This is a genomic window from Craurococcus roseus, assembly GCF_039523795.1.
In the GTDB taxonomy this organism is placed as follows: Bacteria; Pseudomonadota; Alphaproteobacteria; order Acetobacterales; family Acetobacteraceae; genus Craurococcus; species Craurococcus roseus.
The window spans coordinates 8,304-20,291 of record NZ_BAAAFZ010000010.1; the positions used below are offsets into that span (position 1 = coordinate 8,304).

Sequence of the window (11,988 nt, forward strand, 5' to 3'; positions counted from 1 at the left end):
CGCCTGCGCCGCCGCGGCGAGCGACGCCGCCGGCACCACGCCCTTCTCGGCCTTTCTGTCCTCCGGCCCCGGACGGACCGAGCCGCGCCGGGGCGTGCCGGCGGAGGACGGCGCCCTGGTGCCCTACGGGGTGCAGGCCAACCGCAACGCCGCCGCGGCGTCGGGCGGCGAAACCACCGGCTCCTGGGCGCGCGACCTGTTGCGCGGCTTGGCCAGCATCGCCGCGATGACGCCCGCGCAGGCCGCCGCGTCGCCTTCCGAGTTCAGGGCCTTCGTCGCCGTGGTGCGCGAGGGCTTCCGCAGCGCCACAGGCGCCCTGGCCGACGAAGCCGGGGCGCTCGGCCTCACGGAAGCGAGGCTGGAGGGCGTGCAACGGCGCCACGCGGACGCGAACACGGCCCTGGCCGCGCAGATCGCGGGGGTGGAGGAGGTGGACCTGGCGGAGGTGCTGACGCGCCTGAAGGCGACGGAGACCACGCTCCAGGCGAGCTACGCCGCCATCGGCCGCTTGGGCGACCTTTCCCTCGCGCGGTTCCTGCGCTGAGCGTTCAGCCGGCATTAAGCGGCGGCGGCGACACTCGCCGGACCGGCCGAAGGGCGGAAAAAGGAAGGCAGCATGTCAACGCTCGTACTCGAATTGCGCCAGGGCGACATGATGGTCGTCAACGGGGCGCCCATCCGCTTCCGCAACCGCGCCCGCATCGAGCTGGCGGCGCGGGCGCGGTTCCTGTTCGGCAAGCAGATCATGCCGCCGGAGGCCGCGAACACGCCGGCGCGGCGCATCTACTTCGCCTTGCAGACCGCTTACGTCGGCACGGAGGAGGAGCGCGCCTCCGGCCTCGACGCCGCGCGCCGCCTGATCGCCGACTTCCAAGGGGCCACGACCTCGACCCTCGCGCGCGAGATGCTGGGCCGCGCGCTGGTCCTGGCCGACGCCGACGAGTGCTACCAGGCGCTGCGGCTCGCCCGCCGCGTCGTGGTGCACGAGCAGGAAGTGATGGGCTTGCCGCCCTTCGCGCCGCCGCGCGCCGCCTCCGCGGCGGTCCCGGAACCCGCCTGACGTGGCCGACGCGGCGAGCGCCATCCCCGCGCTGCGCCGGGCGCTCGCCCCGGACGCGGAAAGCAAGGCCCTGGCGCGGTTCGCCAAGGACCCGCAGCTCGTCCGCGAGATGGACGCCTTCGCCAAGGCGGCGGCCAAGGCGACCGACGTGAAGGCGGCGCTGCGCGACCCGAAGATCCTCAACGTGCTGCTGCCGGCGCTCGGCCTGCCGGACGCGGTCGGGCAACCGGGCCTCGCGCTGCGGGCGCTGACCGCCGACCCCAAGCAAGCCGATGGCTTGCTTTCGCGGCTGTCGGACAGCCGCTGGAAGGCGGCGGCGGCCACGCTGAACCTCCGCGAGCGCGGCGTCGCCGCGCTGCGCGACCCGAAGGTGCAAGCCTCGCTGGCGGACGGCCTCCGCCGCATGGCGTGGAAGAACGAACTGGACGCCGGGCAGCCCGGCGTCGGCGACGCGCTGCTGTTCCGCGACCGCGCTTCCGCCGCGACGAACGCCTACGCGGTGCTGGGCGACCCGGTGCTGCGGCGCGTGGTCACGACGGCGCTCGGCTTGCCGCAGGCGATCGTGGTCCAGCCGGTCGAGACCCAGGCGCGCGCCATCACCGCCCGGCTCGATCTCGCCAAGCTCCAGGACCCGCGCGAGGTGGCGAAGCTGGCGGAGCGCTACGTGGTGGCCGCGGCGGGCAGCGGCGGAACCGCCGCCGGCGCTTCGTCGCCGTTGTTGAGCCTGGTCCCCGCGGGCGGGTTGCTGGCCTGAGCGCTCCCCCGGCGGTCATCCCCCTTCCGGTGCGGGGATGCGTTCGACGACGCGGAAGCGTTCGCAAAAGAGCGGCATGTCCTCCGCGAACCGGCCCAGGCGGGTGAAGTACGCCCGGTGCGCGTCCCGCCAATAGGCGAGGCTCCGGTCCCCCTCGCCCTCGTCGTGGGCGAAGGCCGCGTCCACCTCGTGGAAGCGGCGCTGCTCCAACTCCACGGTTTCCACCACCGCGAGCGGCCGCCCCGACCCGCTCAGCACCACCATCAGTTTGCCGACCGCCGTCAGCAGGCCGTCGTCCACCGCCCAGCAGGTGGCGGTCTTCTTGCCGGCGAGCACGAGCGCCGCGAGTTCGTCGGCCAAGGCCGGGTTGTCGCCGAAAGAGAAGGTTTCCAGACTCTGCCAGTCCATCGCCGGCCCCTTCGCGCAGGGGACCCGTCCGCGACCTGCCGCCGGTCCGGGTCCTCCTGGTTTGACGCTCCGGCGGCCGGGCGCGATGGTCGGCGACTTGTCCCCCGCCCCGCAACCGTCTCCTGCCGAATCCCTCCTCCGCACCCACCTCCGCACCGCCGTGGTCGCCGCGCTCGGGGGCGCCGTGCTGCACCTGCTGCGGGTGCCGCTCGCCTGGATGATCGGCGCCATGCTCGCCACTGCGCTGCTGGCGTGGCACCGGCCGGTGGCGATGCCGGCCTGGGCGCGGCCGGCCGGGCTGGTGTTCCTCGGCTTGGCCCTCGGGGCCACCTTCTCCGGGCCGGTGCTGGCGGCGGTGACGGGCGCCTTGCCGGTGCTGCTGGCGGGCGGGCTGCTGTCCATGGCGGCGGGGCTCGCCGTGGTGCCGCTCTTCACGCGGTTCGCGGGCACGGACAAGCGCACCGCGTTCTTCTGCGCCATCCCCGGCGGCATCGTGGTGATGGCGATGCTGGCGCAAGAGGCGAAGGCGTCCGTCGCCACCGTGACCCTGGCGCAGACCTTGCGCGTGCTGGTGGTGGTGCTGGCCTTCCCGCCATTGATGGGCTGGCTCGCCCCGCACGGCGAGTACGGCGGCGCCTTCAGCGCGGCGCGGGAGGCCTTCTCCTGGCCGGGGCTCCTGGCGATGGCGGCGGCCGGGTTGCTGGCGGCCTGGCCGTTGCGCCGCCTCGGCCTCGCCAACCCCTGGATGCTCGGGCCTTGCGCCGTGGCGGTCGCGCTGGGCGCCGGCGGGAACCTGCCGTCCGGCGTGCCGGTGCCGCTGGTGGACGCGGCGCAGGTGGCGATGGGCGCCTCGCTCGGCACGCGGCTGACGCGGAGCTTCCTGCTGGCCTCGCGCCGCTTGGCGGTGGTGTCCGCGCTTTCGGCCGCGGCGCTGTCCGTGCTGCTGACGGCGCTCGCGGTGCCGGTGGCGTTGCTGTCCGGGCTGCCGATGGCGGCGATGATCCTCGGCCTCGCGCCGGGCGGTATGCTGGAGATGTCGCTCACCGCCCAGGCGCTGGAGCTCGCGGTGCCGCTGGTGCTGGCGTTCCACCTGCTGCGGACGGTGCTGTGCAACCTGCTGGTCGGGCCGCTGCACCGCCTCGTGCTGCGCCCCGGGGCGCCGCGCTGAAGGGCTCCGGGGAGGGCTTCGGCGGCGGTGCTTCGCGCCGCGGGCGCGGCCGTCGCCTGTTCCGCTGCGGCTCGCCTTGCTTCCTTATTGTCTCCCTTCCCCACCGGGCCTTGCCGCCCGGGCCGGGCCGGGCCCTACACTGCCCGTCGCCCTGTTCCGCGGAGGAGTGCGCGCGCCATGCCCGACGACGGCCCGAGCAAGCCCTTCATGCGCCGCCGGTCGACGGCGGACGAGCCTTCGCCGCCGTCCGTGTTCCTCGACGCGCCGAACATGCCTTGGGAGACAACCAAGTTCCCGGGCATCCGGATGAAGATGCTCCTCAACGACCCGGCCAGCGGCATGTGCACCAAGCTGATGCGGCTGGAGCCCGGCGCCGGGGTGCGGCTGCACGAGCACACGGCGGTGGAGCAGACCTGGGTGATCGAGGGGCGCTTCCTGGACGAGGAAGGCGAGTGCGGGCCGGGGCAGTTCGTGTGGCGGCCGGCCGGCAACACCCACGTCGCCTGGGCGGGGCCGGAAGGCGCGACGATCCTGGGCGTGTTCCTGAAGCCGAACGTCTTCGCCGATGGGCGGAGGTTCTTCTCGCAGGACCGCGGCGGCGGGGCCTGAGCCGGGGTCGGCGCCGTGGCCATCATGGCCGGGGACGCGGAAGACCGCTGGTGGAGCGGCGACGTTTACGAACCCTATGTGGGGCGGTGGAGCCGGTTGGTGGCGCGCGAGTTCCTCACGTGGCTGGACGCCCCGGCCGGGCTCGACTGGCTCGACGCGGGGTGCGGCACCGGCGCGCTGGCCGAGGCGGTCGCCGAACGCTGCGCGCCCAAGCGCCTCGCCGCGGTCGATCCGTCGGCCGGTTTCATCGACTTCGCCCGCCGGCGATTGGGCGGCGCGGGCGCCGAGTTGCTGCGGGCCGACGCCCGGGACCTGCCGTTCGCCGCGGGCGGGTTCGACCGCGTCGTGTCCGGCTTGGTGCTCAACTTCGTGCCCGACCAGCCGCGCGCGGTGGCGGAGATGGCGAGGGTCGCCCGGCCGGGCGGCGAGGTGGCGCTCTACGTCTGGGATTACGCCGGGGGAATGGAGCTGATGCGCCGCTTCTGGGACGCGGCCGTCGCCTTGGACCCGAACGCCCGCGCGCTGGACGAGGGCGCGCGCTTCCCGGTCTGCCGGCCGGGGCCGCTGCGCGGGCTGTTCGAGGGAGCGGGCCTCGACGGCGTGGACACGCGGGCCATCGACGTGCCAACGGCCTTCCGCGACTTCGACGAGTACTGGACCCCCTTCCTCAGCGGGCAGGCGCCGGCGCCGGGCTATTGCATGTCGCTCGGGGAGGAGGCCCGCGCGGCGTTGCGCGAACGGCTGCGCGCGTCCTTGCCCGTGCGGCCGGACGGCGGCATCCACCTCACCGCGCGGGCCTGGGCCGTGCGCGGGCGCAGGGGCTGAGGGTGGCGGGCTTCCCCGGACCCAGCCGGCTACAGCAGCGCAAGTTGCATCTCCGGCTCGCGCCGCCGCTGGGCCGGCGCGCCCGGCGCCGCGAACCGGTGGCGGTCTAGGGGCTGTGCGGCGGCGTCGGTGCCGTGCAGCTTGAGCCGCGCCACCGCCATGCGGAAGCGCTGCGCCAGCATGTCGGCGTGGGGGCCGGTGCCGGTTTGGCGGTCCCCGGAGCGGGATTGGTGGCGCACCCCAGTGCGTGTCTCCCGCACCAGGGCGAGCACGCGCGCGGCGCGGTCCGGGAAATGGGTGCGGAGCCACGCCTCGAACATGCCAGCGGTTTCCGGCGGCAGGCGCAGCAGCACGTAGCCGGCGCGGGTCGCGCCCGCTTGCGCGGCGGTGGCGAGGATGCGCTCCAGTTCGGCGTCGTTGATGCCGGGGACCACGGGCGCGGCCAGCACCCCGGCGGGGATGCCGGCGCGGGCCAGTTCGGCTATGGCGGCGATGCGGCGCATGGGCGCGGCGGCGCGCGGCTCCATCCGGCGGGCGAGAGTTGGGTCCAGCGTGGCGACGGACAGGCAGACGTGGACCAGGTTGCGTTCGGACAACCGCTTCAGGATGTTTAGGTCGCGCAGCACGCCGGCGGACTTGGTCACGATCGTCACCGGGTGGCCGAAGCGCTCCAGCACCTCCAGCACAGAGCGGGTGAGGCGCAGGGTGCGCTCGACGGGCTGGTACGGGTCGGTGTCGGCGCCGAGCGCCACCGGGCGGGGGGCGTAGCCGGGGCGGCGCAACTCCCGTTCGAGGAGGGCGGGCAAGTCGGGCTTGAGGTGGAGGAGCGCCTCCAAGTCGAGGCCCGGGGAATGGCCGAGGTGGACGTGGGCGGGCCAGGCGCGGCCGTGGACGCAGCCCATGTTCGTGTTCAGCGCATGTGTCGACTGCGCATGCACGCCCAGCGGCGAATCCAGGTCGGGGTACGGCCCGTGCGGATCGGGCCAGGAGCCGTCCAAGGGCATCGTCAACCTCCTTTATCCGCGCCGCCTGGGAAGCGGGCGCACAACCAATGGAGCGGCGACGGTGCTGGATCGCAGGTCGCCGCCTTCGCGGGCGCGAGACGATTCGTTGATGTTCATCTTATGTTCCGCGCCGCGCCGTGTCCAGGGGCCGCGTTACGCATCTCCGCTGGATGGGATGCCGTAGGTGCCGGAATATCGGAGGCCGCGCAGCGCCGGTGGAACGGCCGGCCGTCTTCCGGTAGCCGGGGTTGCGCCTCGCGTGCTCCAGCCGCCGGCCCGACGCGACGCGGTCCAGGTGGCCGCAGGGGGTGGATCTTGAGCAGGATCGCCGGGCGGTAGGCGGGCCGGCCGGCCCCCTCGGAGCCCGACGCCCCGAGGTCCGACCCGTCGATGAACGCTTCGACGACGCAGACCCGATCGTCATCGGCGACACGGTCGCACAGCACCCCGGGAGCGACGCCGCCTGCCGCCGGTCCTTGCCCACGACGAAGCGCTCCATCACGGCCCGCCCCGAAGCGGCAGGCCGGCGGCGCATCAGGTCAGCCCGTTTCCATAAGGCTTGGGCCCGGGGCGGCCTCGGCTCGGCCCTCCGCGAAGGGGTCCTAGCCGTCGGCCGCCAGTTTGTCCTGGGTCCTGGTTTCGAAGTCTTGGGCGTCGTGGCGCTCGTGCAGTTGGCTCGACGGTTCGCCGCTGACGCGGTTGACCATCCGCCCCCGCCGGACCGCCGGCCGTGCGCCGACCGCGTCAGCCCAGCGCTGCACGTTCCTGTAGTCATCCACCTGGAGGAACTCGGCCGCGTCGTACAGCCAGCCTTTCGCCAAACCGCCGTACCAGGGCCATATGGCCATGTCGGCGATCGTGTAATCGCCGCCGGCCACGTACTCGGTCTCGGCCAGGCGGCGGTCGAGCACGTCGAGCTGGCGCTTCACCTCCATTGCGAAGCGGTCGATCGGGTACTCCATCTTGGTCGGCGCGTAGGCGTAGAAGTGGCCGAACCCCCCGCCCAGGTAGGGCGCGGCGCCCATCTGCCAGAACAGCCAGGACAGGCACTCGGCGCGGGCCGCGGCCTCGGTCGGCAGGAAGGCCCCGAACTTCTCGGCCAGGTGCACCAGGATTGCGCCGGACTCGAAGACTCGGACCGGCGCCGGGCCGCTCCGGTCCACCAGGGCCGGGATCTTGGAGTTGGGGTTCACCGCGACGAAGCCGCTGCCGAACTGGTCGCCCTCGCCGATGCGGATCAGCCAGGCGTCGTACTCCGCCCCGCGGTGCCCGAGGGCCAATAGCTCCTCGAGCATGATCGTCACCTTCACGCCGTTCGGCGTTCCCAGCGAATAGAGCTGGAGGGGATGGCGGCCGACCGGCAGGTCCTTGTCGTGCGTCGGGCCCGCGACCGGGCGGTTGATGTTCGCGAACCGGCCGCCGTTGGCCTGGTTCCAGGTCCAGACCTTCGGCGGAGTGTACTCTGATGCGTTGCCCAATGCTCGACGCTCCCGGTGATCGACGCGCATGCGCGGTCGGCCGAGCCTACAGGGCGGGGCCGGATGGCGCGACGGGGGGACGTGGGCGCCGCACCGAAGCCGGCCGCCGCGGTCGGCGGCCGGGGAGGAACGAGGTCCAGCGCCCCTGCGGTCCCGCTTCGGCGAGAGGCCCGGGGGACGCCAGCGGGCGTCCACAGCCGAGGTCGACCCCGACGGCTTTCGCTGCGACGCGTTGGGGGCCGCCGCGCCCGGCACGGGGGTGAACCGGCTCAGCGGCCCGGCGCGTCCCGGACGAGCCGAACAAAGACGCCGATGAGCCCCAGCGTGGCTTCGGCGCTCGCGGGCAGCCGGTCCGGGGGCAGGGTCAGGCTGTCCAGGAATCGCCCCTCGACCGTGTAGGCGGTGAGCTCCAGGGCTTCCCCGATGATCTCGGGGCGGCACACCACCTCCCCGGCCTCGCGCCGGGCGGCCTCGACGAACGCCCGGATCTCGCCGATCCCCTCCAGGTGACCGCCCGCCTCGTCCAGGAAGTCGGCGATCGCGCCGCCCACCTCGGACGGCGGCACCAGGTCCAGCGGCACGCAACCGCCGTGCTCCGCGGCGAACCGGCCGCGCCAGCGATCAAGGGCCAGGGCCCGGCCGCGCGCTTCCGGCGTCTCGTCCTCCCCGGGCGCCTCTTCCGGGAGGCCGCCCCCGGCTTCGATGACGTCCCAGACCGGGATGGCCCAGTCCACCCGGAGGCCGACCAGCACCCCGAAGCCGCGGCGCGCGAGCTCGTCGGTGTCGCCCGGCGGCAGGTCCCGCGGTTCCCGGTCGGCCGCGAGGTCGAGCAGGACGCGGCGCACGGCCACGGGCGACAGCTCCGCGACGGCGTCGGGCGACCTCCAGCCCGGCAAGAAGCGCAGTTCCTCCTCCGGGGCGAGGCCGCCGGACGCGATCAGCCCGTCCGCCAGCGCCACGGCGTCCGGGACGGCGCCGGGCGGCAGCGCGACCGGCAGCGCAACCAGCTCGGCCCAGCCGGACGGGCCGACGGCCGCGCCCCCGGCGGCCGCGAGCATGTCGGCCCACAGCTCGGCCGCGTTCTCATCGCTTTGCCGCGCGCGGACCTTCCTGACCGCGAGGTCGAGCACATCGCTCCGGCCCGCCCCGATCAGCGCCTCCGCTAGCGCGTCGAACCCGCCGCCCTCCGGGTCCTCGTGGGCGGCGAGCAGCCGGTCGGCGGTCGGTCCGGGGGCGGGCGGGAAGCGCGGCGGCGGCGGCTCCGGGGGCGGGGCCGCCAGGCCGAGCGCGCGCAGCGCGTCGGCGCCCCGGAGCAGGCGGCCGCGGTCCACCCAGGTCCGGCGCGCTTCAGAACTGTCCTCGCGCCCGGCGAGCCAGCGCCGGAACGCGCCACGGTCGGCGCGCTGTACGAACACCTCCACGCCCCCTTCCGACATCGCCCTGCCGACGGCCCTGGCGATCCCGTTCGCCGTTTCCACGTCGGCGTCGCCGGGGCGGATCGTGTCCAGGGTGTCAGCGTCGGGGTAGATCGTGACGACGATGCCATCGAGGTCGGGCGCGACCTCGCGGGCGAGTTCCGCGGCGGCCTCGACCGGGTCATCCGCGTCGTCCATCCCCTGCATGCCCGCGTCCTCCCGTGCCCGGTTATGGCGCCGGGCCGCGCCCCGCTCAACGCGGCGCGGCCCCTCGGGCGCGCAACACCGGTCCCGCGGCCGTCGGGTTGGTTCCGGCGGACCCTGGCCGGCGGCAGGCGCTGGCCAGCACGCTCCTGGCCGGGCTCGGACGCGAAGGGGGCGCGGCGCTGTCTCGGGATGCGGCGTTCGGGCCGATCACGGTCGCGCCTGCCGCGCCGAGGCGGAGCGCGTGGCGGCACCACCCCTGCGGGCCTACGGTGGGAGCCTACGCGCACCCTCGACCGGCAGCACCCCCGATGAGCGACACCGCGACCACGGCCCGTGCCAAGCTCTGGACCGAGCCCGAGCGACCGCGCCTGCACAAGGTCGTTCTGGTCAACGACGACTACACGCCGCGCGACTTCGTCGTCACCGTGCTGAAGGCGGGGTTCCGCCTGTGCGAAGAGCAGGCCCGGCGGGTGATGATGACGGCGCACAGGCGCGGGGCGTGCGTCGTCGCCGTGTTCACGAGGGACGTGGCGGAGGCGAAGGCGACGCGCGCGACCGAGGCCGCGCGCAGGCAGGGCTACCCGCTGCTGTTCACCACGGAGCCGGAGGAGTAGGGCGCCGCGGCCGGTGCGCCGAGGCCCCGGCGGCCGGGCCGGCGGCTTTACCGACAGCATGGCCGCGATCGCCGGCACCGATCCGGGGGAGCACGTGGTCGACGTGGGGTTCTTCGCGCCTGCCTCCCCTTCGCCAGCGACAGCGGGCTCGCGCCGCTGAAGGAGCCGCGCGGCGTCGAGCGGACCAAGCGGCTGCTGGGGGAGGGAGGCGGGCTACACCGACCAGCCCGTCCGACTGGTCGGCCCGACCGACGACCTCGAGCCGATGGCGAAGGTCACGGCCGACCTGTTCCGCCGGCTTGGCCCCAACCTCAACGCGGCGACAAACGAGCTGCCGTCCGTCCCGCTCGGCTGCTTCTACTCGAACACCGCGTTGCGGCGCGTGAAGGAGGCGGCGACACCGGCACGTAGAAGTCGCTCGCCGGGTGCGCCTTGCGGGCTGGTGAAGGCCTCGGCGCAGTGGGCCAGCGCGTCCACGCCGGTGGCGGCGGTGACGGCGGGCGGCACCGTGATCGTCAGGTCGGGTCCACCGCCGCCAGGTCCGCCAGCATGTGCCGGCTCTGCACCGCCAGCTTGTTCCGCGCGGCGGGGTCCGTCACCGACGCCCGCGTGCCGGCCTCGCTGCCGGTGCCGGAGGTGGTGGCCGCTTGCGCCAGCGCGACAACTCGCCCGTTCACCTTCTCCGGCCCGGCCACGTCCGCGGTCGTCTGGCCGCGGCCGGGCAGCACCGCGACGAGCTTGGCAAAGTACATGGCGCTGCCGCCGCCGAAGCCGACGGCCAGGTCGGGTTTCGTCCTCTCGGCCAAGGCCAGGGCCTTCTCCAGGTTCGGCACGTCCGGCTCCGGCTTCACCTCGCCGAAGGCCGCCACCTCGCCGGGGAGGCCCAGCACGTCGACGCGGCCGGCGTTGAAAGCGTCTGAAACCACCAGCGCGCCGCGACCCTTTCGCCGCCGCCCAGCGGCCGACGGCGGACACGGCGCCCGAGCCGAACTCGATGGAGGGCGGGCGGAGCAATTCGATCGAACCGGAAAGGTCGGGCATGGCGCGGTGCTCCTCCGTCAGGCGCGGGCGGCGGCCAAGCGCTCTGCGTACTCGATGGCCTCGACGAGGCTGCGCTCGCTGGCGATGCCCTTGCCGGCGATGTCGAAGGCGGTGCCGTGGTCCACCGAGGTGCGGACGATCGGCAGGCCGAGGGTGATGTTGACGCCCGACAGGTCGCGCCACCCGCCGGTGGCCGGGTCCACCTCGAAGCCCAGCAGCTTCACCGGGATGTGCCCCTGGTCGTGGTACATCGCCACCACCGCGTCGTACCGGCCGGCGCGCAGCTTCACAAAGACCGTGTCGCCCGGCACCGGACCCGCCACGTCCAGCCCGTCGGCCACGGCGCGGGCGATGGTGGGCGCCGACACCTCCTGGTCCTGCCGGCCGAACAGGCCCCCTTCCCCGGCGTGCGGGTTGAGCGCGGCCACCGCGATGCGCGGCTCGGGGACGCCGAGGTGCAGCAGCGCCTCGTGCGTGAGGTCCAGCACCAGGCGCAGGCGCTCGGGCGTGAGGCGCTTCGGCGCGTCCTCCAGCGCGACGTGGGTGGAGACGTGGCTGACGCGCATGTTGCCGTGCGCCAGCAGCATCACCGAACCCTTCGCGCCGGTCAGCGCCGCCAGCATCTCGGTGTGGCCGGCGTAGCGGTACCCCGCCTTGTTCAGCGCCTCCTTGTTCAAGGGCGCGGTGACGACGGCGCCGACCTTGCCGGCCTCGGCCAGCCGCACGCCGCGCTCCACGGCGAGGTAGGCGAAGCGCCCGCCGTCGGCCGAGAGCACCCCGGGCAGGATCGGCTCCCCCTCCGGCCCGGCTTGGAGGAAACAAAGGCCCGGCCACGCGCCGACGGTGTCGGCGTCGGTCACGTCGGGGATGGAGAGGCCGGGCGCCAGCGCCGCGCGCGCTCGCTCCAGCGCCGGGCCGCTGCCGATCACCAGCAGCCGCAGGTCGCCGGCGGCTATGCGCGGACCGAGCGCCTCGCACGCCTTGACGATGATCTCGGGGCCGATTCCGGCCGGGTCGCCCATGGTGATCGCAATGTGCCGCGGCTTCATGATGCTTCGTCGCTCCCGAAAGACACGCCGTTGTCGGAAAGGAGGTCGCGCCAGAGCGCGTCGGCGCCGAACGCGCCGGATTTGGACACCACGTCGAGCCCGTCCCAGGCGCCGCCGCGCAGGACGGAGCGCGGCACGCCGGGCGCGACCTGGCCGACCGCTTCCAGGCAGCGCGCGCCGAGCGCGTGGCAGAGCGCCTTCAGCGTCTCCCCTCCGGCGGCGATGAGCGTGCCCGGCCGCGGCAGGGCGCGCACGAGGCGGCCGAATTCCGCGGCGATGCGTTCGGCGGCGGCCGCGCGGTCGAGGCCCGGCGGCAGGCCCAGGCTGGCCAGCGCCACGCCGCGCGCCGCCAAGCG

At 74.5% G+C, this 11,988-nt stretch carries 15 protein-coding genes; 7 read left to right on the forward strand and 8 right to left on the reverse strand.

Translation table 11 applies throughout. The features are described from left to right. The 3 genes from ABD067_RS05960 to ABD067_RS05970 form a co-directional block, all read left to right on the forward strand. On the forward strand, positions 1-544 hold a 544-nt coding region (locus tag ABD067_RS05960), incomplete at its 5' end, for a flagellin (RefSeq protein ID WP_343894273.1). 72 nt (positions 545-616) lie between these two features. Beyond that, positions 617-1,060, forward strand: coding sequence for a flagellar biosynthesis repressor FlbT (locus ABD067_RS05965; protein WP_343894274.1), 444 nt, complete (start codon positions 617-619; stop codon positions 1,058-1,060). Between the two features lies 1 nt (position 1,061). Beyond that, complete coding sequence (locus ABD067_RS05970; RefSeq protein WP_343894275.1) at positions 1,062-1,814, forward strand: DUF1217 domain-containing protein; 753 nt, start codon at positions 1,062-1,064, stop codon at positions 1,812-1,814. A 15-nt stretch (positions 1,815-1,829) separates the two neighbouring features. Here the strand turns inward: ABD067_RS05970 and ABD067_RS05975 are convergent, their stop codons facing one another. Beyond that, positions 1,830-2,222 (reverse strand): ASCH domain-containing protein, encoded by a 393-nt coding sequence (locus ABD067_RS05975; RefSeq protein WP_343894276.1) that lies wholly within the window; start codon positions 2,220-2,222, stop codon positions 1,830-1,832. An 85-nt stretch (positions 2,223-2,307) separates the two neighbouring features. Between ABD067_RS05975 and ABD067_RS05980 the strand changes: the two genes are divergently transcribed. The 3 genes from ABD067_RS05980 to ABD067_RS05990 all read left to right on the forward strand — a co-directional run bounded on the left by ABD067_RS05980 (position 2,308) and on the right by ABD067_RS05990 (position 4,824). Continuing rightward, positions 2,308-3,390 carry an AbrB family transcriptional regulator gene (locus ABD067_RS05980; protein ID WP_343894277.1) on the forward strand — a complete coding sequence of 361 codons (1,083 nt, stop codon included), beginning with the start codon at positions 2,308-2,310 and terminating at the stop codon, positions 3,388-3,390. A gap of 177 nt (positions 3,391-3,567) precedes the next feature. Beyond that, positions 3,568-3,999, forward strand: coding sequence for a cupin domain-containing protein (locus tag ABD067_RS05985; RefSeq protein ID WP_343894278.1), 432 nt, complete (start codon positions 3,568-3,570; stop codon positions 3,997-3,999). A gap of 24 nt (positions 4,000-4,023) precedes the next feature. Then, positions 4,024-4,824 (forward strand): class I SAM-dependent methyltransferase, encoded by an 801-nt coding sequence (locus ABD067_RS05990; protein WP_343894288.1) that lies wholly within the window; start codon positions 4,024-4,026, stop codon positions 4,822-4,824. A gap of 29 nt (positions 4,825-4,853) precedes the next feature. On the opposite strand, the gene ABD067_RS05995 is transcribed toward ABD067_RS05990, so the two are convergent. From ABD067_RS05995 to ABD067_RS06005, 3 genes are all read right to left on the reverse strand, one after another. Next, the gene (locus ABD067_RS05995; RefSeq protein WP_343894279.1) at positions 4,854-5,828 is read right to left on the reverse strand and encodes a radical SAM protein; all 975 of its coding nucleotides are present in this window, start codon (positions 5,826-5,828) and stop codon (positions 4,854-4,856) included. 602 nt (positions 5,829-6,430) lie between these two features. Continuing rightward, complete coding sequence (yghU, locus tag ABD067_RS06000; protein WP_343894280.1) at positions 6,431-7,306, reverse strand: glutathione-dependent disulfide-bond oxidoreductase; 876 nt, start codon at positions 7,304-7,306, stop codon at positions 6,431-6,433. Positions 7,307-7,575: 269 nt separating this feature from the next. Beyond that, the gene (locus ABD067_RS06005; protein ID WP_343894281.1) at positions 7,576-8,928 is read right to left on the reverse strand and encodes a hypothetical protein; all 1,353 of its coding nucleotides are present in this window, start codon (positions 8,926-8,928) and stop codon (positions 7,576-7,578) included. A 308-nt stretch (positions 8,929-9,236) separates the two neighbouring features. On the opposite strand from ABD067_RS06005, the gene clpS reads away from it, so the two are divergent. Then, positions 9,237-9,542, forward strand: coding sequence for an ATP-dependent Clp protease adapter ClpS (gene clpS / locus ABD067_RS06010; RefSeq protein ID WP_343894283.1), 306 nt, complete (start codon positions 9,237-9,239; stop codon positions 9,540-9,542). A gap of 357 nt (positions 9,543-9,899) precedes the next feature. Here clpS and ABD067_RS26560 read toward each other — a convergent pair whose 3' ends face one another. From ABD067_RS26560 to ABD067_RS06030, 4 genes are all read right to left on the reverse strand, one after another. Then, positions 9,900-10,049 (reverse strand): iron-containing alcohol dehydrogenase, encoded by a 150-nt coding sequence (locus ABD067_RS26560; RefSeq protein WP_343894284.1) that lies wholly within the window; start codon positions 10,047-10,049, stop codon positions 9,900-9,902. A gap of 8 nt (positions 10,050-10,057) precedes the next feature. Next, positions 10,058-10,468, reverse strand: a complete 411-nt coding sequence (locus ABD067_RS06020; RefSeq protein ID WP_343894285.1) for an iron-containing alcohol dehydrogenase — start codon at positions 10,466-10,468, stop codon at positions 10,058-10,060. 132 nt (positions 10,469-10,600) lie between these two features. Next, positions 10,601-11,632: a 4-hydroxythreonine-4-phosphate dehydrogenase PdxA gene (gene pdxA / locus ABD067_RS06025; RefSeq protein WP_343894286.1), complete on the reverse strand. Its 1,032-nt coding sequence runs from the start codon at positions 11,630-11,632 to the stop codon at positions 10,601-10,603. Continuing rightward, positions 11,629-11,988, reverse strand: a 360-nt coding sequence (locus tag ABD067_RS06030; RefSeq protein WP_343894287.1) for a nucleotide-binding domain containing protein, incomplete at its 5' end; no start/stop codon positions are given. The genes ABD067_RS06030 and pdxA, both read right to left, overlap by 4 nt.

Bases quoted from the DNA above. Each gene is read 5' to 3' on its own strand.
- clpS (WP_343894283.1), top strand. From the start codon at position 9,237: ATGAGCGACACCGCGACCACGGCCCGTGCCAAGCTCTGGACCGAGCCC.
- ABD067_RS05965 (WP_343894274.1), top strand. From the start codon at position 617: ATGTCAACGCTCGTACTCGAATTGCGCCAGGGCGACATGATGGTCGTC.
- ABD067_RS06005 (WP_343894281.1), bottom strand. From the start codon at position 8,928: ATGCAGGGGATGGACGACGCGGATGACCCGGTCGAGGCCGCCGCGGAA.
- ABD067_RS05995 (WP_343894279.1), bottom strand. From the start codon at position 5,828: ATGCCCTTGGACGGCTCCTGGCCCGATCCGCACGGGCCGTACCCCGAC.
- pdxA (WP_343894286.1), bottom strand. From the start codon at position 11,632: ATGAAGCCGCGGCACATTGCGATCACCATGGGCGACCCGGCCGGAATC.
- ABD067_RS05985 (WP_343894278.1), top strand. From the start codon at position 3,568: ATGCCCGACGACGGCCCGAGCAAGCCCTTCATGCGCCGCCGGTCGACG.
- ABD067_RS05975 (WP_343894276.1), bottom strand. From the start codon at position 2,222: ATGGACTGGCAGAGTCTGGAAACCTTCTCTTTCGGCGACAACCCGGCC.
- ABD067_RS05980 (WP_343894277.1), top strand. From the start codon at position 2,308: ATGGTCGGCGACTTGTCCCCCGCCCCGCAACCGTCTCCTGCCGAATCC.
- ABD067_RS05990 (WP_343894288.1), top strand. From the start codon at position 4,024: ATGGCCGGGGACGCGGAAGACCGCTGGTGGAGCGGCGACGTTTACGAA.